The sequence below is a fragment of the Pseudacidovorax sp. DMC4 genome (assembly GCF_056314265.1).
This window is the reverse complement of the sequence record NZ_JBQUYR010000006.1, coordinates 226,854-248,064: the sequence shown is the minus strand read 5'-3', so window position 1 is coordinate 248,064 and position 21,211 is coordinate 226,854. Positions and strand designations below refer to the sequence as shown.

The following is a 21,211-nucleotide window of genomic DNA, read 5'->3' as shown; positions in this document are numbered from 1 at the left end:
AGTCTGCTCAGTGCGCGGCGGCTTGCGGCAGCAGGTCGTGGTAGCGCCGGTCGAAGTACACCAGGCCATGGGCGGCGTTGCCCAGGCGCACCGCATCCACTTCGCAGAACAGCACGTCATGCGTGCCCACCTCGGTGCGATTGACCACGCGGCACTCGAAGGCGGCTGCCGCTTCGGCCAGCACCGGCACGCCGCTTCGGCTCATCTGCCACTCGGCCGCGGCGAATCGCTCGTCCATGGGCGTCTTGCCACCGAACAGGTTGGACAGCTGCTGCTGACCGGCGCCCAGCACGTTCACGCACAGCACGCCGTTGGCCTGGAAGATGGGATACACCGAGGCGCTGCGGTTCAGGCAGACGAGCAGCGTGGGCGGCTCGTCGGTCACGCTGCACACGGCCGAGGCGGTGAAGCCCGCACGCCCCGCGGGACCATCGGTGGTGATGACGTTCACGGCCGCGCCCAGGCGGGCCATGGCGTTGCGGTAGTCGCCGCGTTCGGGTGGCGTGGCGGCCAGGGCCTGCAGGGCCGCGGCAGCGGTAGGAGCGGGGGCGGTGGACATCATCATCGGAAGCCGGAAGAGAAGAAGGGTCAGTGCTGACGCGACAGGAAGCCGAGCAGGGCCGCGTTGAACGCGGCAGGAGCGGTCACGCTGTGCGCATGGCCGCCGTGCGGGCTGTGATCGAGCAGGGCCTGAGGCAGGCCCTCGGCCAGGCGCTGGGACATCGTCCACGGCACCAGAACGTCGTCCTGCGCGCAGGCGACCAGCGCGGGCACGGCGATCTCGGACAGGCGTGCATCCACGTCGAAGGCGCGCAGCGCGCCGATGCGGGCGCGCATGTTGGCCTCGCCGGGGAAGTGTGCGAAGGCATGGTCCACCTCGGCCTGCACGTCGGCCGCATGGGCCGCGGCCCAGTCGGCGGGGTACAGGAAGATGGGTTGCGCTTCCACATAGGCGCGCGGCCCGCAGGCGCCCAGCAGCGAAAGGCGGGCGTCGAAGCAGCGGGTCGAATGCGGATTGGGCCGCGACCAGGCATTGACCAGCACCAGGCTGGCCACGCGTTGCGGCGCGTCCAGCGACAGCTGCAGGCCCACCAGGCCGCCCAGCGCATGCCCCAGCAGATGGCAGCGCGCGGTGCCGGTGGCGTCCATCACCTCGGCCACGTCGCGCGCCATGTCGGCGATGCTGTAGCCGGCGGGCAGATCGCCAGGGCTGCGGCCGGTGCCGCGCTGGTCGTAGGCCACCACGCGCCAGCCGGCTTCGACCAGTGCCGGGATCTGCGGCCGCCAGAAGCCGGCCGAGCCGCCCAGGCCCGAGGACAGCAGCACGCTGGGCGCGCCGGGGCGGCCTTCGCCGTGCACCTCGTGGTACAGCGCCATGGTGCGGCTCAGGCCTTCTTGCCGACGTGGGCGATGGAGGCGATCTCCACCAGCGCGTCGGGCTTCACCAGCCCGCACTGAATGCAGTAGCGCGCGGGCTTGGTGCCCGGGAAGTACTCGGCATACACCGCGTTGACTTTGGCGTAGTTGGCCCAGTCGGTGACGAAGATCATGTTGAAGGTGACGTCGTCCATCGTGCCGCCAGCGGCCTCGATGACGCCCTTGATGGTCTCCAGCACATGGCGCGTCTGGGCGGTGGCATCGCCGACGTGCACCACGTTGTTGTCCTTGTCGAAGGGCAGCGTGCCCGAGACGTAGACGACGCCGTCCGCCAGCGTGCCGGGCACGAAGGGCGCGATGGGGGTGCTGGTGCCGGGAGGGATGATGGCTTCCTTGGGCATGAAGGGACTCCAGAGTGGGATGAACGAGGGATCAGGCCGCGGCCGTCTCGGGCTTGGCAGGTGCGGCGGCGGTGGCGGGAGTGAGGGCCTGGCAGAACGCGTCCACCGTCGACACCCAGCCGAAGAAGGTCTCGACGTTGTAGACCGTGGCCTGCTGGATCGCGGCGCCGCCCAGCTCGTGGGTGGCGTCTTCCAGCATCAGCGAGAAGTACTCCAGGTGGAAGGCGTCGCGCAGCGACGACTCCACGCACACGTTGGTGGCGATGCCGGTGAACACCAGGCTGCGGATGCCGCGGGCGCGCAGGCTGCTGTCCAGCGTGCTGTTGAAGAAGCCGCTGTAGCGCGTCTTGGGAATCACGATGTCGCCGGGCTGGGGCTTCATCGCGTCGATGAGTTCGTAGTCCCAGCCGCCCTTGGCCAGGAAGCGGCCCTGCAGTTCGGGCTTGGCGCGCATGGTCTTGAGCGCGTTGGACTTGTGCCAGTTGGGCGAGCCGGGGCCGCCGGCTTCCACATACTTCGCGTCCCAGCCGTTCTGCAGGAAGACGATGAGCATGCCCGCGGTGCGCGCCGCCTCGATGGCACGCACGATCCCGGCGATGGTGCCCTGCGCGCCCGAGATGTCGAAGCCGGCCGAGTCCACGTAGCCGCCGAGTGATGCGTAGGCGTTCTGCATATCGACCACGATCAGCGCGGTCTGCGCGGGCACGAGCGCCAGGGGCTCGGGGCGCGAAGGAATCACCGTCGGTGCCGGTGCGCCCGGCGCCTGGGGCGGCCCGACCGGCGTGGTCGAGCGCAGGGTGGCATTGGTCTTGGTGCTGCTCATGGTGCCGCCTTCCGTCAAGCCGCCAGGGCCTCGGGCGCGCCCACCTGCGAGGGCACGGGCGTGTCGACGTCCACACGGCTCTTCATCAGCGGCTGGATGCGCTCGCCAAAGTCCTCCACGCCCTGCACGAAGTCGTCGAAGGTCAGCAGCACGCCCTCGGTGCCCGGCACCTCGGCCATCTCGTCGAGCATGCGGGCCACGCTGGCGTAGGAGCCCACCAGCGTGCCCATGTTGATGTTCACCGCCGAGGGCGAGGTGGCATCGGTCATCTGGCGCACGTTGGTGTCGCCGCCCGATTTGGTGTCGGCCGCGCCCTGCTGCGCCATCCAGGCGATGGCGTCGGTGTCGGCGCCGGCCTTGTAGTGCTCCCACTTGGCGAAGGCGGCTTCGTCGGTCTCGGCGGCGATCACCATGATGAGCACGTAGGTCGTCACGTGGCGACCGGTCTTGGCGGTGGCCTCGATCAGCTTCTGCGCCGCCGGCGCGAAGGCCTTGGGCGTGTTCACGCCCTTGCCGAAGCAGAAGTTGTAGTCGGCGTACTTGGCCGAGAAGGCCATGCCGGCATCGCTCTGGCCGGCGCAGATCACCTTCATGGGCGCCTGCGGCTGCGGGCTCAGGCGGCAGTCGTCCATCTTGAAGTGGGCGCCCTTGAAGTCCGACTGCCCCTTGCCCCACAGGTCGCGCAGCACCTGGATGTATTCGGACAGGTATTCGTAGCGGGTGGCGAAGAACTCGTCGCCGGGCCACATGCCCATCTGCGAGTACTCGGGCCGCTGCCAGCCGGTCACCAGGTTCAGGCCGAAGCGGCCATTGGAGATGCTGTCGATGGTCGAGGCCATGCGTGCCACGATGGCCGGCGGCATCACCAGCGAGGCGGCGGTGGCGAAGAGCTTGATCTTCGTCGTCACGGCCGCCAGGCCCGACATCAGCGTGAAGGACTCCAGGTTGTGGTCCCAGAACTCCGTCTTTCCGCCGAAGCCGCGCAGCTTGATCATGGACAGCGCGAAGTCCAGGCCGTAGTGCTCGGCCTTGAGGGTGATGGTCTTGTTCAGCTCGAAGCTGGGCTTGTACTGCGGCGCGTTCTGCGACAGCAGCCAGCCGTTGTTGCCGATGGGGATGAAGACGCCGACTTTCATGTGGGTGGACTCCAGGATGGGATTGCCGGCGGGTTTGCATGCGCTGTGCCAATGCCGTTTTCCTGTTCCACATCAAGGACTTGATCGAAAAAGGCGGTGCATGTTTTGACCAAATGGTCCAAAACGGTTCGCCGCGCTGGGCGAGTGCGCGGCAAGGTGGTGCGCCGCATGCCGGGCCGTGGTGCGTGCGCAGCGGCAGAATCGCGGCTGCCATGCCCAGCAAAACCCGATACCCCGCCGCCCTGGGCGGCACCGCCGACGACCTGGAGGCCGCCTTCTACGACGCGCTGCAGCGCGGCGACGCCGATGCATTGATGGCCTGCTGGGCCGACGAGGAAGACGTGTTCTGCGTCCACCCCGGCGGGCCGCGCCTGGTGGGCGTGGCCGCCATCCGCAGCGCCTTCGAGCAGATGTTCGCCAACGGCGGTGCCGTGCATGCGCGGCCTTCGCATGTGCGCCGCGTCGAAGCCCTGGGCACCAGCGTGCACAACGTGCTCGAGCGCATCGAGGTGCTCACCGCCGAAGGCCCGCGCCATGCGTTCGTGCTGGCGACCAACGTGTACCTCAAGACCGAGATGGGCTGGCGACTGGTGGCGCACCATGCCAGCCCTGGCACCTCGCGCGAGCCCGACGACGCGGTGGAAGTCCCGGGCCTGCTGCACTGACCCTTCGGATGCAGGCCTTCGTCGCGCCCCGCTGGCTGCCGGGCGGCAATGCGCAGACCATCTGGCCGGCCCTCTTCGGCCGCCGCTACACGGGCGCCGCCCCGGTGTACCGGCGCGAGCGCTGGAACGCGCCGGACGGCGACTTCGTCGATGTGGACTTCCAGGACGCGGCCGATCCGGCCATGGCGCCGCTGCTTGTGCTCTTCCACGGCCTCGAAGGCTCGTCGCGCAGCCACTATGCCGAGGCGCTGGCGGCGGTGGCGCGCGAGCGTGGACTCGGCTTCGCAGTGCCGCATTTCCGCGGCTGCAGCGGCGAGCTCAACCTCGGACCGCGGGCCTACCACTCGGGCGACCATGAAGAGGTGGGCTGGGTGCTGGCGCGTCTGCGCGAACGCAGCCCGGCCGGCGTGCTGGCCGTGGGCGTCTCGTTGGGCGGCAATGCGCTGCTGCGCTGGGCCGAGGAGGCCGGCGACAGCGCGGCGGCCGTGGTGCAGGCCGTGGCCGGCGTGAGCGCGCCGCTGGACCTGGCCGCCGGCGCCGATGCCATCGGACGCGGCTTCAACCGGCTGGTGTACGAGCGCATGTTCCTCTCGACCATGAAGCCCAAGGCGCTGGCCAAGCTGGTGCAGCATCCGGGCCTGTTCGATGCCCACCGACTGCGCGCCGCGCGCCGCCTGCGCGACTTCGACGACCTGTTCACCGCGCCCCTGCACGGCTTCAAGGATGCGGCGGACTACTACGCCCGCGCCGCCGCGGGGCCGCGGCTGGGCGACATCCGCATTCCCGCGCTGGTGCTCAATGCCCGCAACGACCCGTTCGTGCCCGGCGAGAGCCTCCCGGTGCCGGCGCGGGTGAGCAATCCGCGGGTGACCCTCTGGCAGCCGCTCCACGGCGGCCATGTCGGTTTTCCGCAGGGGGGGTGGCCGGGGCATGTGCAGACGATGCCGCAGGCCGTGGTGGACTGGCTGCTGGCGCATCGCTGACCTCTCGCGGGTGCACGAGGCCGGCTCCCGTCGGCTGCCAGTCCGACCTTCAGCCTCGATAGCGCTGTCGGCCTCGGCTCACCCGCGATGGCGGCATGGGCGACACCGCATGGCAACTTCGGCGCGGAGAATGCCGCCATGGATGACATCGTCAAACAGGCACTGGCCAAGTGGCCCAACGTGCCCCACTGCTACGGTTGGCTGGGCCTCGATGCACGCGGCCAGTGGTACATGCGCGATGACCCCACGCAGGCGGCCGGCCCCTTCCCCCAAAGCAAGGGATCGCTGCTGCGGCATGACAAGCTGATCGATTTCATCCAGCGCAACTACGAGCCGGATGCCCAGGGCCAGTGGTTCTTCCAGAACGGGCCGCAGCGGGTGTACGTGGAACTGGAGGCCGTGCCGCTGGTGTGGCGCGTGATGGACGACTTTTCGCTCCAGGCGCACACCGGACTGGCGGGGGAATTGCAGCGCGTGCTGCTGGATGCGGAAGGGCGCCTCTATGTCGCAGCACCGGTCGGCCTGGGCATCGTCCATTCGCAGGACATGGGCCTGGCGGCCGACGCGCTCGAGCAGGGCGTCTGGCCGGCGCCCGAGGAAGTGTCGGCCTCCGAACTGCCGACGCGTTTCGGCTTCGTCCGCAGTCCGGCAGCGGCCCGAAGCAAGGCTTGACGCGCGGCGAGCAGGCGCCGCGAGACGCGCCTTGCGCTAAGCCGAAGCGCGGGCACATCGCCGCTGCTGCAGCGCCACCAACGAAAAAGCCGGCGGATGCCGGCTTTCGAGGAGGCCCGAAGGCCTGGGGGTCTGCGCTCTTTATTGCTTGGCCGGCATCGCGCCCGCTGCCGCAGGGGCTGCGGCCGACGTGGCCGATGCATCGCCCGCCGGCGCAGCGGCGGCCGGCGCAGCAGGCTCCTCGAACTTGGCGCCGCCCGAGTTGGCCATGTAGGCCGCCGCACGGCTGATCTCCACATCGCTGAAGTCGCCGCCACCCTGGGGCGGCATGGCGCCCTTGCCCTTGAGCGCATGCTCGGTCAGCGTGGCCAGGCCCTGGCCGATGCGAGGGGCCCAGGCCGCGGCATCGCCGAAGTGCGGCGCGCCAGGAATGCCGGGGCTGCCGTGGCAGGCGGCGCATTGGGTCTTGAAGACGGTCTCGCCGTTGGCGAGCGGGCGGTTGGCGTCGCGGATCTCGACCATGCCCACTTTGCGGATGCGCTCGGCGACATCGCGGTCGCGGGCGTCCTGGCTGACGCCGTAGAGGTTCATGTTGTCGCCGGTGGCCGCACCGGAGGGCTTGAGCCCGGACACCACGAAGAAGACCAGCCCCGCAATGATGAGGATGGGGGCCACGAAGCCGAAGAGGACCGCGAGCATCAGCTGCTTGGGATTCTTGATCGGGCCCGTATGCGCCTCTTCGGTGGCCGGAGCCGGGTTTTGCGCGCTCTCGCTCATCGCTGTCCTCGGTATCGGGGGCTATTGGAAAACAGCGTTCGATTATAGGGACGGGGGGTGTGCGGACAGGCCCCGGCTGACCCGGGATAACCCCCGCACACCCCCCGAAAGAAGGACTCCTGATGCAGATCAGCGAACGGCCCGCAGGCCGCCATTGAACTTGGCGTCCGTCCTGGCCAGCGATGCGCCAGCCTACTGGGCGCCGGCCTGCTGCGTGCTGCTGGTCCAGCCGCCGCCCAGCGTCTTGTAGAGCGTGACCTGGTTCTGCAGCAGCGTCAGCTGGGTCTGCACGGCCGTCTGGCGGGCCGTGAACTGCGAGCGCTGCGCATCCAGCAGGTCGAGCGCGCTGGCCACGCCGTTGCGGTAGCGCAGGTCCGACAGGCGCAGGCGGGTGCCCTCGGCGTCGGCCTGGGCACGCGCGGCGCGGGCCTGCTCGCCCAGCGTCTCGCGGCCCGCAAGGGCATCGGCCACCTCGCGGAAGGCCGTCTGGATCGTCTTCTCGTACTGGGCGACGGCAATGTCGCGGCTGACGCGCGCCGAAGCGAGGTTGGCCGAGTTGGCGCCGGCCGTGAAGATCGGCAGCGTCAGGCTGGGCGCGAAGCTCCAGGCCCGCGTGCCGTCGCCGTTCCAGAGGTTCGAGAAGTCGGAGCTCACCGTGCCGATGGAGGTGGTCAGCGCGATGCGCGGGAAGAAGGCGGCCCGCGCCGCGCCGATGTTGGCATTGGCCGCGATCAGCTGCTGCTCGGCCGCCCGGATGTCCGGCCGTTCGGTCAACAGGTCCGAGGGCAGGCCGGCCGGCACGTCGGGCATGGCGCGCACGCTGGCCAGGCCGCCGTTGTCGCCGGCCAGGCCTTCCAGTGCACTCGCAGGCACAGGGGCACCCAGCAGCAGCGCCAGGGCGTTCTCGTCCTGGCGGCGCAGGCGGATCTGCTGCGCATAGGTGGCGCGCGCGCTCTCGGCCAGCGAGACGGCCGACTGGTAGTCCAGCTCGGACGCCACGCCGTTGTCGAAGCGCAGCCTGGTCAGCTTGAGCGTCTCCTCGCGCGTGGCCAGCGTCTGGCGGGTGATGGCCAGCAACTCTTCGTCGGCGGCCAGCGTGAGCCAGCCGTTGGCCACCTGGGCGACCAGGCTGATCTGGGTGGCGCGGCGCGACTCCTCGGTGGCCAGCGCACGGGCCTGCGCCGCGGCGCTCAGGCTCTGGATGCGGCCGAAGAAATCGATCTCCCAGGCCGTCACGCCCAGGCCCACCGAATAGCTCGACGACACCTTCGGGGCGGACGAGCTGTAGGCGCGGGCCGAATTCGGCTCGGAGCGCGATCCCGAGGTGGTCAGCCCCACGGTCGGGAAGAGGGCCGCGCGTTGCACGTCGAACTGGGCGCGAGCCTGCTCGATGTTGAGCACGGCCACGCGCAGGTCGCGGTTGTTGTCGAGGGCCGTCTGGATCAGCCCCGCCAGCCGCGGGTCGGAGAAGAAGGCCTGCCAGGGCACGTCCACCGCCGCCTTGGCGCCGCCCGGCTGGGCCGGGTCGCCCGGGAAGGTGGTGGGCACCGGCGCGGCCGGCTGCTCATAGGTGGGGATCAGCGAGCAGCCGCTCATCAGCAGCGCGGCGGCCAGCGCCAGCGGCGCCAGGGGCCCGAAGGGCAGCGTCATCATCGTCTTGGACTCAGCCATGGTTGTCGGCTCCGGATTCTTCCTGAATGCCCGCTTCCTGGGCATGGCGCTTGTTCATGTCCTGCTGGCGCTTGCTGCCCTTGAAGATCGTGCGCACCACCACGAAGAAGATGGGCACGAAGAAAACGGCCAGCGCCGTGCCCGTGAGCATGCCGCCCAGCACGCCGGTGCCGATGGCGCGCTGGCTGGCCGAGCCCGCGCCCGAGGCCAGCACCAGCGGCACCACGCCCAGGCCGAAGGCCAGCGAGGTCATCACGATCGGGCGGAAGCGCAGGTGGGCGGCTTCCAGCGCGGCGGCGATGGCACTCTTGCCCTGCGCCTGCAGGTCCTTGGCGAACTCGATGATCAGGATGGCGTTCTTCGCCGACAGGCCGATGATGGTGATCAGGCCCACCTGGAAGTACACGTCGTTCGAGTAGCCGCGCAGCAGCGTGGCCAGCAGCACCCCCAGCACACCCAGGGGCACCACCAGGATCACCGACAGCGGGATCGACCAGCTTTCGTACAGCGCCGCCAGGCACAGGAACACCGCCAGGATGGCGAAGCCATACAGGATGATGGCCTGCGAGCCGGCGAGCTTTTCTTCGCGCGACTGGCCCGTCCATTCGAAGCCGAAGCCCGCGGGCAGCTGGCCGGCCAGCTTCTCCATCTCGGCCATGGCAGCGCCCGAGCTGTAGCCGGGCGCGGCCTCGCCGCTGATGCGCATCGCGGGGTAGCCGTTGTAGCGCACCGTCTGCTGCGCGCCCTTGATCCAGCGCGTGGTCGCGAAGGAGGCGAAGGGCACCGGCTGGCCTTGCGTGTTGGACGCGTTCAGCCGCAGCAGGTCCTCGGGCTGCATGCGGGCCGGGGCATCGGCCTGCACCACCACGCGCTGCAGGCGGCCGCGATTCGGGAAGTCGTTGATGTAGCTCGACCCGAGCGCGGTCGACAGCGCGGTGTTGATGGCATCGAAGCCCACGCCCAGGGCCTGTGCCTTGTCGCGGTCGATGTCGATCTGCAGCTGCGGCGCATCCTCCAGGCCGTCGGGGCGCATCGCGGTCAACACCGGGCTCTTCATGGCCATGCCCAGCAGCTGGTTGCGGGCGTTGACTAGCGCGTCATGGCCCTGGCCCGACCGGTCCTGCAGCCGGAAGCTGAAGCCGCTGGCCGAGCCCAGTTCGGGGATCGGCGGCGGGTTGAGCGGGTAGATGAAGGCATCGCGCACGCCCGACAGCGCACCGAAGGCCCGGCCGGCCAGCGCGGAGGCCGAGTTCGCCTCGCCGTCGCGCTCCTTCCAGTCCTTGAGCGTGACGAAGGCGATGCCCGCGTTCTGGCCCTGGCCCGAGAAGCTGAAGCCCAGCACGCCCACGATGCTCTGCACCTGCGGCTGCTTGAGCATGAAGTTCTCGACCTTCTCCATCACCGCCTCGGTGCGCTCCAGCGTGGCGCCCGGCGGCAGCTGCACGTTCACCAGGATGTTGCCCTGGTCTTCCTGTGGCAGGAAGGAGGTGGGCAGGCGCGAGTACACGAACACCACGCCGCCGATGATGGCCAGGTAGATGATCAGGTAGCGCGCCGCGCGGCGCAGCAGGCGCGACACGAAGCCTTCATAGCCCTTGGCCGTGCGCGAGAAGCCGCGGTTGAACCAGCCGAAGAAGCCGCGCTTCTCGTGGTGGTGGCCCGCTTCGACCGGCTTGAGCAGCGTGGCGCACAGCGCCGGCGTGAGCGACAGTGCCATGAAGGCCGAGAAGGCGATCGAGGCCACCATCACCGCCGAGAACTGGCGGTAGATGTTGCCCGTTGAGCCGGCGAAGAAGGCCAGCGGCACGAACACCGAGATCAGCACCACCGTCACGCCGATGATGGCGCCGGAGATCTGCTGCATCGCCTTGCGCGTGGCCTGCAAGGGTGGCAGGCCTTCCTCGCTCATGATGCGCTCGACGTTCTCCACCACCACGATGGCGTCGTCCACCACGATGCCGATCACCAGCACCATGCCGAACATGGTCAGCACGTTGATCGAGAAGCCCAGGGCCAGCAGCGTGCCGAACGTTCCCAGCAGTGCCACCGGCACCACCAGCGTCGGGATGAGCGTGTAGCGCCAGTTCTGCAGGAACAGGAACATCACCAGGAACACCAGCACCACGGCCTCGACCAGGGTCTCGACCACCTGGCTGATGGAGATGCTGATGAAGGCCGAGCTGTCGTAGGGAATGGAGTAGCTCACGCCCTGCGGGAAGAAGCGCTTGAGCTCGTCCATCTTGGCGCGCACCGCCTTGGCGGCCTGCAGCGCATTGCCCGATGGCGACAGCTGCACGCCCAGGCCCACGGCCGGCTTGCCGTTCAGGCGGGCCGAGGTGGCATAGCTCTGGCCGCCGATCTCGATGCGGGCCACGTCCTTGAGCCGCACGGTCGAGCCGTCGGCATTGGCGCGCAGCACGATGTTGCCGAACTGCTCCACCGACGACAGCTGGCCCTTGACCACCACCGTGGCCGCGATGGCCTGGCCGGTGACGTTGGGCAGGTCGCCGATGGTGCCGGAGGCGACCTGGGCGTTCTGGTTGCGGATGGCGGTGTTGACGTCGCCCGCGCTCAGGTTCAGGCCTTGCAGCTTGGCCGGGTCGATCCACACGCGCATCGCCGTCTCGCTGCCGAAGAGCTGCACCTGGCCGATGCCGGGCACGCGCTGCAGTTCGGGCTGGATGTTGCGCGCGGCGTAGTCGCCCAGCTGCGTGGTGTCCACGGCCGGGTTGGTCGACGACAGCATCGTGAACAGCAGGAAGTTGTTGCGCGACTTGTCCACGCGCACGCCCTGCTGCGTCACGGCCGAGGGCAGGCGTGGCGTCGCGCGCGACAGCCGGTTCTGAACGTCCACCTGCGCCAGGTCGGCGTTGGTGCCGGGCTCGAAGGTCACGGTGATCGAACCGGTGCCGTCGGCCTGCGCCACCGACTCCATGTAGATCAGGCCGGGCGAGCCGTTCATCTCGCGCTCGATGACCGACAACACGCTGTCTTCCAGCGTCTGGGCCGAGGCGCCGGGATAGGCGGCGTTGATGACGATGGCCGGCGGGGCCACCGGCGGGTACTGGGCGATCGGCAGCTGCGTGATCGCCACGCCGCCCATCACCAGGATGAACAGAGCGATCACCCACGCAAAGATGGGGCGATCGATGAAGAACTTGGCCATAGAAGTGCTCGCGTTCCTTCTTCGTGATCAGTCGGGGTTGCGGGCCGGCGTCATTGCTTGGCCGGTGCGGCCGCGGCCGCGGGGGCCGATGCGCCAGCGGCCGGGGCTGCGGCGGCGGTCGTCGGCGGCTGCCAGGGCACGGCCTTCACCGGCGTGCCGGGCGGCAGCATCTGCAGCTTCTGGAAGCCGTCGACCATCACCTGCTCGCCTTCCTTGAGGCCCTCGGTCACGATCCAGCGGTTGTTCCTGCCGGCGGTGATCTTCACGTTGCGCTTGGACAGCTTGCCGTCCTGGCCCACGATGGTCACGGTGTCGCCCTGGTCGGTGCGCGTGACGGCCTGCTGGGGCACGCTGATGGCCTTGTCGACCTGGGCCTGCTCGGTGCGCACGCGCACGTACATGCCCGGCAGCAGCTCGCCCTTGGGGTTGGGCACCTCGGCGCGCAGGGTGATCTGGCCGGTGCTCGCATCCACCGTCAGGTCGGAGAAGAGCAGGCGGCCGCGCTGGGCGAACTCGGTGCCGTCCTCCAGCACGATGCGCACGTCGGCGGCGTCCGGGCCGCTGGCGCGCTGCAGCTTGCCCTGCGCCATCGCGCGGCGCATGCGCATCACCTCGGTCGCCGACTGCGTGAAGTTGACATAGAGCGGATCGATCTGCTGGATGGTGGCGAGCTGGGTCGCCTCGCCCTGGCCCACCAGCGCGCCCTCGGTCACCAGCGCGCGGCCGATGCGGCCCGAGATGGGGGCCGTGACGGTGGCATAGCCCAGGTTGATGCGGGCCGTCGTCACGGAGGCGCGGCCGGCCAGCACGTCGGCCTCGGCGGCCTTCTGCGAGGCGATGGCGTTGGCATAGTCCTGCTTGCTCACCGCGTTGGCCTCGACCAGGGGCTTGTAGCGATCGGCCAGTGCCTTCGCCTGGGCCGCGTTGGCCTCGGCGCGCGCCAGGGTCGCCTCGGCGCTGCGCAGCGTGGCCTCGTAGGGCGAGGCGTCGATCCTGAACAGCGGCTGGCCGGCCTTCACGTCGCTGCCTTCCACGAACAGGCGCTTCTGCAGGATGCCGGCGGCACGGGCGCGCACCTGGGCGACGCGCGTGGCCTCGAGCCGGCCGGGCAGTTCGGTCACCAGTCCGACTTCGCCCGGGGTGGCGACCACCACCCCGACCTCGGGGGCCGGCATGCCGCCGCCCGGAGGACCGCCGGCCGGTGCCGCGGCGTCCTTCTTGCCGCAGGCCACCAGGGCCAGGCTCAGAAGGACCGCGGTGGCGGCGAGGGTCAGGGGCGAACCGGGACGAAACATCGAACGACTTGCAACAACATGCGATGCAGGCATGCGAATCCTCTTGGAGTGGGATTGAAAAAGCGGAGGAAGCGGACGCGCCGCGGATCGATCATGCGTGCAGGCAGATCGGGGCGCCAGAAGCTTGCCGGGGCAGCAAGTTTACATACATTCTTGAATGTATAGTCGCGGCCCTCACGTTTCGGTTTATTTCGTTTTCTTGCCAAGGAGATGCCGTGGTACGGCGCACGAAGGAAGAAGCCCTGGCCACTCGCCATCGCCTGCTCGATGCGGCCGAGCGGCTGTTCCAGGCCCAGGGCGTGTCGCGCACGTCATTGCAGCAGATCGCCGAGGAAGCGGGGGCCACCCGCGGCGCCGTCTACTGGCATTTCAAGGACAAGGCCGACCTCTTCAACGCCATGATGGAGCGGGTCACGCTGCCGATGGAGAAGGGCGTGCGCCAGGCGGCGGCGCCGGCCGGGGTCGATCCGCTGGACCTGATCGAGCAGGGCATGACGCAGGCGCTGGCGCTCATCGCCGACGACCCGCAGGTGCGCCGCGTCTTCCAGATCGCGGTGCACAAGGTCGAGTACACGGACGAGATGGCCTCGGTGCAGCAGCGGCACCTGGGCGCGCGCGATGCGTGCGTCATGGACTTCGAGAAGGCCCTGCGGCTGGCTGCGCGCATGCGCGGGCTGCGGCTGCCGGTGCCGGCCCGCACCGCGGCGCACGGCCTGCATGCCCTGATGTCGGGCCTGATCGACGACTGGCTGCTGGAGCCGGCCGCCTTCGACCTCGTGCCCGCGGGCCGTCGGCTCTTCGGTGTCTATCTCGCCGGCCTCGGCCTTCCCCGCGGTGGGGAGGCGGCCGATGCGGCGGCGCCCGTCCTGCCGGCGGGGCGCGCCGAGCACGCCAAGCGCAGAAGATCGGTCATAATGCCGGGTTCGCGGCCGAACTCGGCGCGACTTTCTCGCCGTATTTCAACGGATAGAATTCGGCCCTCCGAAGGCTGAGATCCAGGTTCGATTCCTGGCGGCGGGACCAGACACAAAGCCCGGCTACGTTTCTGACGTAGCCGGGTTTTTCTTTTGTTCTCGCCGATGCGAAGGACCGCGCCCCGGCCCCGGGGCCGACATGCGGCTTCTCGAAGATAAATGAACCAACAAGTTCATTTATGCTTCGGCGATGCGGATGTTCATGCGTTCCCGAGCCCCGGAGCCCGTTCGTGCGGCGGGCCGATTTCAACCGGATGCACAGGCATCGGCTTCGGCCGTTGATGAAGCCGCATGTCGGTCGACAGCCTCGACCTGATCAAGACCTTCCATGAAGTTGCCAGCCGTGGCAGCTTCTCGAAGGCGGCCGTCTCGCTGCAGCTGTCCAAGGCAACGGCCAGCAAGTACGTGGCGGAACTCGAGCGGCGGCTCGGCGTGCGGCTGCTGCACCGCTCCACCCGCGCGATCAGCCTGACCGATGCCGGCCAGCGTCTGCTCGAGCGCAGCACCTACCTCGTTTCCTACGCAGAGGAAATGATGGACGAACTGCGCGAATTCGGATCGCTGCCCAAGGGAGGGCTCACGCTGAGCGCACCCTACGGCCTGATGTTCGGCGGCTTCAGCGACATCATCGCCACCTATGTGCGCAGCTACCCGGACGTGCGGCTCACCCTGCGCTTCACCAACGAACCGATCGATCTCATCCGCGAGGGCGTGGACCTGCACTTCGGCAGCGGCACCATCGCCGACCAGCACCTCATCGCGCGCCGCGTGATGAAGTTCGACCTGGTGCTGTGCGCTGCGCCGGCCTATTGGGAGCGTTTCGGCAGACCGGCCACGCTCGAGGAGCTGACCCACCACAACGTGCTGCAGTACAGCGCCTGGGCGGCGGCGAGCCTGGCGCCGGCGCGTCGGCCGGACGCGCCGGTCGCCCATCGGCTTGGCGTCATCGAGGTCAACGACCCGGTGGCCGTGGTCCAACTGGCGTTGCGGGGCGTCGGCATCGCGGTCGCTCCCAAGCCCGCCGTGGCGTCCTTCCTGGCGAATGGGGAACTGGTACAGGCCCTGGACGAGCACATGCCCAAGGACCTCTGGGTCTATGCGGCCTATTCCGAGCGACGCCACAAGAGTGCGGCGCTGTCGGCGATGCTGCGCCTCCTGGATCGCTTCGGCCTGGATGTCCAGTGAGCGTGGCGGGACCGCGCTCCGGGTTTCGAAGGATGCCGAAGGTCAGGGTTCAGTCTGCGTGCGCGACGGCCGTGACGGGTGGCCGCTGCGCCGCGGCCCGCGGGTGGGAGCCGGCGCGCACCGCGCCGTCCATGCCGCAGCGGTAGCGGCGCAGCCAGTCTGCATCGACCGTGGGCCGTGCCGGTGCGCGCAGGGCCGCGATGGTGCGCAGATGGCCCGCGTCCCATGGGTCGAGTTCCTCGCCCTCGCTGCCGGCCAGGTCCACCCATTCGGCATCCACGGCCGCCACGCAGCCGATGCCCTCGGGCCACATGGGGCGGCCGAGCGCACGCACCAGATCGGCGAGCCGTTGGCGTTCCTGGTGGGCGTCCGGCGTGCAGGGCCAGGCCACGAAACAGTCCTCGGCCAGCACGGCCACGCGGCGGGGGTCCGTCACGGCCTGGCGCAGGCGGCGCAGCAATTCCCGGCTCGCGCCGGTCGCCACGTCCTCGCCATAGGCGGCGCGGATGGCCCACAGGTCCGGCAGCGTCACCAGCGCCGCGCGCGAGCCCGACAGCTCGCCGCCCGGGCGCGCGCCGTCCGCCCGCGCAGTGGCGCTCCCATACCGCGCCGGCACCGGCGGGAACAGGCAGCGCCGCCCCGCGACGCGCTCGTCGGTGCCTGTTCGCAGCAATGGCAGGGCTTCCAGCATGGCTGTCAATGTAGGAAGCCCCCAGGTCGCTGCCGAGCGGAAACGGCTCCGAAATGACAAGTCGCTGACATCTGCCCACCGCGCCCGTCGAAGGCGCCGCGGCGCCCAGTCAGAGATATGTCAGCCAGTTAACACCTGATGCGCGATGCACCATCGCGGTGAAAGAGGCGCCGCCCAATACTCGTGCCGCCATCAGGAGAGCGGGGATCTGGAAGGGCTGAGGAGGTGGGTGGCCGACGCAGGGCATGCATGCAAGCAATGCCCGGCGCCGGCGTGCCGTGCCTTGGGCTCCTGGCCGCCAAGCCGATGGCAATCCGGCTTGAATCTGTCCAAGGAGAACGTCAGTTGTTTGAAAAGGTCGTGCCCGTCAACAAAGAGCGCCATGCGCAAACGCGCATCAAGGAAATCACGGGCTTTTCCTTCGCCTCCAAGTTCCACATCGCCTACGTCACCATGCACGAGTTCGCCCGTGCCGCGGCGATCTATCCCATCGTCTTCCTCGAAGACAAGGAGAAGGACGAGTTCCGGCCCGTGGCCCTGCTGGGCCTCGATGCGGGCACCAACCTCTTCGTTGGTGCCGACGGCAAATGGGACGCCTCCTATGTGCCGGCGATCATCCGCCGCTATCCCTTCGCGCTGGCCTCGTCCGACAAGGAAGGCCAGTTCACCATCTGCATCGACGAGGGCAGCGAGCTGGTGAGCAGCACCGAAGGCAGCCCGCTGTTCGACGACAAGGGCGAGCCCACGCAGGTCATCGAGAACGTCAAGCGCTACCTGTCCGAGCTGCAGCAGATGGACGCGCTGACCCGCGAGTTCGCCAAGTTCCTGGCCGCGCACAACATGCTCACGCCACTGAACATGCGCGTGCGCGAGTCGGCCGGCATCAAGAACATCGCCGGCTGCTACGTGATCAACGAAGAGCGCCTGAACAACCTCTCGGACGAGCGCTTCCTGGAAATCCGTGCCAAGCGCTACCTGCCTGCGATCTATGCGCAGCTGATCTCGCTGGCCCAGATCGAGCGGCTGGTCACGCTGGCCGACAAGCGCGCCGGCAAGTAAGAAGACGCGGGCCGTGCGCAGGCGGGCGTCGACAAGGCGCGGCATGAAGCCGCGCGCAGGCTGGGTCGCGATGCTGGCCGCGGGCGCCTGCGCGCTCGCGCTGCCGGGCGCGGCGGCGCAGTCGGCCGCCGCTTCGGCGGCCGATGCACGCACGCTCACGCCCCGCCGCTTCATCCAGCTGGTGGTGGACCGCAATGCCGAGATCGCCTATGCACGCCTGCAGGCCCGCATCGCCGACCGCGGCCTGGCGGCCGAGGCCTCGCTCTATCAGCCGACGGCCTTCGGCTCGGTGCGCCACGAAAGCCGGCGCCGCCAGCGCACGGCCGAGGAGCAGCTCTCGTCCCTGGCCGCCCGCACCTCGGTGCTGGACGAGATGGTGAACACCGCCGAGGCCGGGCTGCGCATGCGCGCCTCCACCGGCGCGGAGATCAGCACCAGCCTGCAGCGCTCCCTGCGCCGCAACAACCTCATCGAGGCCCTCTACAACGATGGCAGCGACCGCGAGGCCACGGCGCAACTGGTGGTCACCGTGCGCCAGCCGCTGCTCAAGGGCCGCGGCACCGATGCCGTCGAGGCCGACCTGCGCGTGGCCGAACTCGAGCGCGAGGTGGGCTACTGGACCTTCCGCCAGCAGCTGCTCAAGATGGGCAGCGAGGCCCTGTCCGCCTACTGGCAACTGCAGCGTGCGTATCGCTCGCACCCGCTGCGCCAGCGCCTGCTGGACAACGCCCGCGAAGCGCTGGCCGATGCGCGCGAGCGCGCGGCCGCCGGCCGTGTGGCCGTCACCGTCGAGGACGAGGCCCGCGCCCTGCTGTCGATGCGCGAGAGCGAGTTGCTGCGCAGCAGCCAGGCCATCGTCGAGGCCGAGGCCCGCATCCGCACGCTGCTGGACCTGCCGCCCGAGGACGGCGCCTGGGCCCTGCCGGCGCTGGCGCCGGTGCCCGGCGACGAGGCCGCAGCCGCCGGGGCCTGGGAGCGCCGCCTCGACCAGTGGCCGCCCTTCCAGATCGCCAGCCTGCGCGTGCGCCAGAACCAGCACCGGCTGGATTTCGCGCGCAACCAGGCCCAACCACAGCTGGACCTGCAGGCCAACTGGGGCTCGCACGGCCTGGGCCGCAATCCCCATTCGGCCATGAACCCCGTGCCCCACAACCGCTACCCCGACTGGTACGTGGGCCTGTACTACGAGCAGCCGCTGGGCGGTACCACGCGCCCCGAGGCCCAGTACCAGGGCCAGCAGCTCAAGCTGGAGCAGGCCGAGCTGGAGGCACGCAACGCCCGCATCGGCTTCGCCAACGACTGGCGCAGCCGGTCCGAGGCGCTGCAGCTGGCCCGGCGCGATGTCGAGCAGCTGCGCGCCGACCTCGACAGCCGCGCCCGCCTGCTGCGGGCCGACGAGTCCGGCCTGCGCGACCAACTGGTGCCGCGCGCCCGCGTGCTGCGCCGCGAGGCCGAGACGCTGGAGAGCGAGCTGCGCCTGATCGAGGGCGAGGCCCGGCTGTGGACGGCCCTCACCCTGTTCCAGCAGTCCGAAGGGCTGCTGCTCACCGTCTACGGCGTGGACGTCACATGGCAATGAAACGACGCCCCGGCACCGATCGCCTGCGGGGCCGGCACGCCGCCGCCCTCGATGTGCGCGCCGCGGCCTTCGGCCTGCTGCTGCTGGCCGCCAGCGCCGCGCTGCATGCGCGCGAATTCACCGGCCTGGTCCATGCGCGGCACGACCTGCTGCTGAGCGTGAGCGTGCCCGGCGTCGTGGCCCGCGTGCCCGTGGCCGTGGGCCAGCGGGTGGAGGCACGCACGCCGCTGCTCTACATCGACGAGCGCATCCAGGCCACCGAGGTTCAGCGGCGCCGGGTGATGCTGGACGACCTCTCCGAGCTGCGTGCCACCGAGGAGCGCGTGCGCACCCTCGCGCCGCTGTACGAGGACACGCGCAAGCTGCTCAACGCCCGCGGCGCGGTCAGCCGCGACGAGGTCGCGCGGCTGGAGCTGGACCTGGTCACCGCGCGCGGCCGCGTCGCCCAGTTGCAGGCGCAGAAGGTGCGCGAGCGTGTCGAGCTGGCTGCGGCCGAGCAGGAGCGCGAGTTGCGCCGCCTGAGCGCCCCCGTGGCCGGCGTGGTCACGCGCGTGGACACCGACGTGGGCGAATGGGCCAAGCCCGGCGACGCGCTGATCCAGCTGGTGGATGCCGACAACTGCTACCTCAAGCTCAACCTGCCGCCGGCCGCCGCGCTGCCGCTCAAGGCCGGCGCCGAGCTGCCGGTGCGCTTCGACCCGGCCACGGGCGTGGCACCGGTGCGCGCCCGTGTCAGCTACATCGCGCCCGTCATCGACGCCGCGAGCGGCCTGGTCGAGGTGCGGCTGGGCTTCGCCAACCCGAAGGGCGCGGTGCCCGCGGGCATCAAGGGCATCGTGGACCTTCAGGAAGGGAGCCGCTGATGGGCGCGGCCGACCATCCCCACACGCTCGGCGCGCCGGACGCGCTGGGGCTGGTGCAGGCCCTGCAGGCGCTGCGCCGCCGCTCCAGTGGCGAGCCCGGCTTCTGGGACGAGTACGCCGCGGGCCTGCGTCACCTGTGCCGCGCCCGCCGCGTGTGGATCGCCGGCCGCGTCGATGCCACCGCCGATTCCGTGCTGGCCGACGGCAGCGGCTGGCAGTGGCTGGGCGCCGCCGCCGAGGCGGCCCTGCCCGTGGCGGGCGTGATCGAGGCCGCCACGCTGGCCAGCCTGCAGGCCCTGGCGCCGCGTGCGGCCGACAAGGGCTTTGCGCTGATGCCCGTCACGCACGAGGGCGTCGCGTTGTTCCACCTGGCCGTGCGGCAGGCCGGCGAGCGGCCGGTGCTGGCCCTCATCGAGATTCCCCAGCGCGAGCGCGCCAGCCTCAACGAACTGGCCCTGCGCGCCCAGCTCGTGGCCGACATGCCGGGCGTCGGCGCCGCGGCCGGCGCGCCGGTGGGTGAGGGCGTCCCGGCCGCCTCGCCCACGCTGCCCGCCCTGCTGGCGCTGGCCACCGAGGTGCAGCGCGAGGCCCACGGCAGTGCCGCCCGGCTGGCCCTGGTCAACGGCCTGGCCGCCCTCTGCGGCGCCTCGCACGTGGCCCTGGGCTGGGTCGACGAGGGCCGTGCGCAGCTGGCCGCCATCAGCCACCTGGACCGCTTCGAGGCCGGCACCGACCTGGTCGCCCTGGTCGAGGCCGCCATGGACGAGAGCCTGGCGCACGAGGGCGTGCTGCAGGCCGACCAGGCGCCCGTGCTGCAGCGCCTGGGCGAGGCCCTGGGCCTGCCCGCGGCGTGCGCCATGGCCATCGGCCCCGAGGACGGCCCGCCCGAGGCCGTGCTGCTCTTTGCGCTGCCCGAAGGCCGCGGCGTGGACGAGCCCGGCCTGGCCCGGGTGCGTGGCATGGCCGCGCTGGTGCTGCCGCGCCTGGCCGAGCTGCGCCAGCGCGAGCGCTGGTGGGGCCTGCGTGCGCGCGACGCCCTGCGGCTGCGCCTGGCGTCCTGGCTGGGGCCGCGCCATGTCTGGCCCAAGGCCGTGGCCGTCGCGGCCGGCCTGTTCGTGCTGTATGCCGCCTTCGCCACCTGGGATTACCGCGTGCACGGCACCGGCCAGCTCGCCACCGACAGCACGCGGTTGCTGGCGGCCGGCTACGACGGCCGCGTCGACAGCGCCGAGGCCAGTGCCGGCGAGCGTGTGCAGGGCGGCCAACTGCTGGCCACGCTCGACACGCGCGAGCTGCGCCAGCAGGAGAACGATGCCGATGCCGAGATGCGCCGCTTCGGCGCCGAGGCCGACAAGGCGCGCGCCGCCGCCGCCTGGGCCGAGATGGAAGTGGCCAGCGCCCGCCAGCGCCAGGCCCAGGCGCGCCTGGCCCGCGTGCGCGAGGCGCTGTCCCAGGCCGAAGTGCGTGCGCCCTTCGACGGCGTGATCGTCGAGGGCGAGCGCAAGGACCTGCTCGGCGCCCCGGTCAAGAAGGGCGACAAGCTCTTTCGCATCGCCCGCGTGGAGGGCCTGTACGTGGTGGCCACCGTGCCCGAGGGCGACATGCCCCTGGTGCCCGCGCAGGCCAGCGGCGAGCTGGTGCTGGTCAGCGACCCCGACCGCCGCATCCCGCTGCGCGTGACGGCGGTGATCCCCGTGGCCCAGACCAAGGGCCAGGACGGCAACCAGTTCCTGCTGCGCGCCGAGATGCAGCAGCCCGCCGCCGACTGGTGGCGGCCGGGCATGAGTGGCGCCGTGCGCATCGACGCGGGCGAACGCAACGTGGCGTGGATCCTGACCCACCGGCTGGTGGACAAGCTGCGCCTGTGGCTGTGGTGGTAGCGGAGCGCACACGA

General features: G+C 70.3%; 19 protein-coding genes and 1 tRNA gene. 10 read left to right on the top strand and 10 right to left on the bottom strand.

Annotated features, from left to right (window positions below; translation table 11 throughout):
- Window positions 1-7 precede the first annotated feature (7 nt).
- Genes rutF through rutA form a run of 5 tightly spaced genes read right to left on the bottom strand, consistent with a single transcriptional unit; the run spans window position 8 to window position 3,737 of the window.
- Complete coding sequence (rutF, locus tag ACT54X_RS13315) at window positions 8-562, bottom strand: NADH-dependent FMN reductase RutF (RefSeq protein ID WP_476347111.1); 555 nt, start codon at window positions 560-562, stop codon at window positions 8-10.
- A 26-nt stretch (window positions 563-588) separates the two neighbouring features.
- On the bottom strand, window positions 589-1,377 hold the full coding sequence (gene rutD, locus ACT54X_RS13310; protein WP_476346949.1) for a pyrimidine utilization protein D: 789 nt from the start codon (window positions 1,375-1,377) through the stop codon (window positions 589-591).
- Between the two features lie 8 nt (window positions 1,378-1,385).
- The gene (gene rutC, locus ACT54X_RS13305) at window positions 1,386-1,778 is read right to left on the bottom strand and encodes a pyrimidine utilization protein C (protein WP_294367964.1); all 393 of its coding nucleotides are present in this window, start codon (window positions 1,776-1,778) and stop codon (window positions 1,386-1,388) included.
- A 31-nt stretch (window positions 1,779-1,809) separates the two neighbouring features.
- Window positions 1,810-2,601 carry a pyrimidine utilization protein B gene (gene rutB / locus ACT54X_RS13300; RefSeq protein WP_476346947.1) on the bottom strand — a complete coding sequence of 264 codons (792 nt, stop codon included), beginning with the start codon at window positions 2,599-2,601 and terminating at the stop codon, window positions 1,810-1,812.
- 14 nt (window positions 2,602-2,615) lie between these two features.
- Window positions 2,616-3,737 carry a pyrimidine utilization protein A gene (rutA, locus tag ACT54X_RS13295; protein WP_294367972.1) on the bottom strand — a complete coding sequence of 374 codons (1,122 nt, stop codon included), beginning with the start codon at window positions 3,735-3,737 and terminating at the stop codon, window positions 2,616-2,618.
- Window positions 3,738-3,949: 212 nt separating this feature from the next.
- Here rutA and ACT54X_RS13290 point away from each other — a divergent pair, with 212 nt between their 5' ends.
- The 3 genes from ACT54X_RS13290 to ACT54X_RS13280 all read left to right on the top strand — a co-directional run bounded on the left by ACT54X_RS13290 (window position 3,950) and on the right by ACT54X_RS13280 (window position 6,057).
- Window positions 3,950-4,402 (top strand): YybH family protein, encoded by a 453-nt coding sequence (locus ACT54X_RS13290; protein ID WP_076507440.1) that lies wholly within the window; start codon window positions 3,950-3,952, stop codon window positions 4,400-4,402.
- An 8-nt stretch (window positions 4,403-4,410) separates the two neighbouring features.
- Window positions 4,411-5,385, top strand: a complete 975-nt coding sequence (locus ACT54X_RS13285; protein WP_294367980.1) for a YheT family hydrolase — start codon at window positions 4,411-4,413, stop codon at window positions 5,383-5,385.
- A gap of 138 nt (window positions 5,386-5,523) precedes the next feature.
- Window positions 5,524-6,057, top strand: a complete 534-nt coding sequence (locus ACT54X_RS13280) for a DUF2946 family protein (RefSeq protein ID WP_294367983.1) — start codon at window positions 5,524-5,526, stop codon at window positions 6,055-6,057.
- A gap of 141 nt (window positions 6,058-6,198) precedes the next feature.
- On the opposite strand, the gene ACT54X_RS13275 is transcribed toward ACT54X_RS13280, so the two are convergent.
- The 4 genes from ACT54X_RS13275 to ACT54X_RS13260 form a co-directional block, all read right to left on the bottom strand.
- Window positions 6,199-6,834 carry a c-type cytochrome gene (locus ACT54X_RS13275; RefSeq protein WP_294367984.1) on the bottom strand — a complete coding sequence of 212 codons (636 nt, stop codon included), beginning with the start codon at window positions 6,832-6,834 and terminating at the stop codon, window positions 6,199-6,201.
- Window positions 6,835-7,026: 192 nt separating this feature from the next.
- On the bottom strand, window positions 7,027-8,505 hold the full coding sequence (locus ACT54X_RS13270) for an efflux transporter outer membrane subunit (protein WP_476346943.1): 1,479 nt from the start codon (window positions 8,503-8,505) through the stop codon (window positions 7,027-7,029).
- Window positions 8,498-11,671, bottom strand: a complete 3,174-nt coding sequence (locus ACT54X_RS13265) for an efflux RND transporter permease subunit (protein WP_294367987.1) — start codon at window positions 11,669-11,671, stop codon at window positions 8,498-8,500. Before ACT54X_RS13265 ends, ACT54X_RS13270 begins: the two co-directional genes overlap by 8 nt.
- 50 nt (window positions 11,672-11,721) lie before the next feature.
- Window positions 11,722-12,999 (bottom strand): efflux RND transporter periplasmic adaptor subunit, encoded by a 1,278-nt coding sequence (locus ACT54X_RS13260; RefSeq protein ID WP_354320437.1) that lies wholly within the window; start codon window positions 12,997-12,999, stop codon window positions 11,722-11,724.
- Here ACT54X_RS13260 and ACT54X_RS13255 point away from each other — a divergent pair.
- The 3 genes from ACT54X_RS13255 (at window position 12,990) to ACT54X_RS13245 (ending at window position 15,125) form a co-directional block, all read left to right on the top strand.
- Window positions 12,990-13,958 carry a TetR family transcriptional regulator gene (locus tag ACT54X_RS13255; RefSeq protein WP_476347109.1) on the top strand — a complete coding sequence of 323 codons (969 nt, stop codon included), beginning with the start codon at window positions 12,990-12,992 and terminating at the stop codon, window positions 13,956-13,958. The two genes, ACT54X_RS13260 and ACT54X_RS13255, sit on opposite strands and share 10 nt — an antisense overlap.
- Window positions 13,915-13,989, top strand: a tRNA-Arg gene (locus ACT54X_RS13250). Before ACT54X_RS13255 ends, ACT54X_RS13250 begins: the two co-directional genes overlap by 44 nt.
- Before the next feature lie 242 nt (window positions 13,990-14,231).
- Window positions 14,232-15,125 (top strand): LysR family transcriptional regulator, encoded by an 894-nt coding sequence (locus tag ACT54X_RS13245; RefSeq protein WP_294367990.1) that lies wholly within the window; start codon window positions 14,232-14,234, stop codon window positions 15,123-15,125.
- 49 nt (window positions 15,126-15,174) lie between these two features.
- Here the strand turns inward: ACT54X_RS13245 and ACT54X_RS13240 are convergent, their stop codons facing one another.
- Window positions 15,175-15,816, bottom strand: a complete 642-nt coding sequence (locus tag ACT54X_RS13240) for a hypothetical protein (protein ID WP_294367994.1) — start codon at window positions 15,814-15,816, stop codon at window positions 15,175-15,177.
- Between the two features lie 360 nt (window positions 15,817-16,176).
- On the opposite strand from ACT54X_RS13240, the gene ACT54X_RS13235 reads away from it, so the two are divergent.
- Genes ACT54X_RS13235 through ACT54X_RS13220 form a run of 4 tightly spaced genes read left to right on the top strand, consistent with a single transcriptional unit; the run spans window position 16,177 to window position 21,197 of the window.
- Window positions 16,177-16,875: a SapC family protein gene (locus ACT54X_RS13235; RefSeq protein WP_234193149.1), complete on the top strand. Its 699-nt coding sequence runs from the start codon at window positions 16,177-16,179 to the stop codon at window positions 16,873-16,875.
- A gap of 43 nt (window positions 16,876-16,918) precedes the next feature.
- On the top strand, window positions 16,919-18,454 hold the full coding sequence (locus ACT54X_RS13230) for a TolC family protein (protein WP_476346941.1): 1,536 nt from the start codon (window positions 16,919-16,921) through the stop codon (window positions 18,452-18,454).
- Complete coding sequence (locus ACT54X_RS13225; protein WP_294368002.1) at window positions 18,451-19,317, top strand: efflux RND transporter periplasmic adaptor subunit; 867 nt, start codon at window positions 18,451-18,453, stop codon at window positions 19,315-19,317. The genes ACT54X_RS13230 and ACT54X_RS13225 overlap by 4 nt, the downstream gene beginning before the upstream one ends.
- Window positions 19,317-21,197: a hypothetical protein gene (locus tag ACT54X_RS13220; protein WP_476346939.1), complete on the top strand. Its 1,881-nt coding sequence runs from the start codon at window positions 19,317-19,319 to the stop codon at window positions 21,195-21,197. The genes ACT54X_RS13225 and ACT54X_RS13220 overlap by 1 nt, the downstream gene beginning before the upstream one ends.
- The last annotated feature ends 14 nt before the right edge of the window (window positions 21,198-21,211 follow it).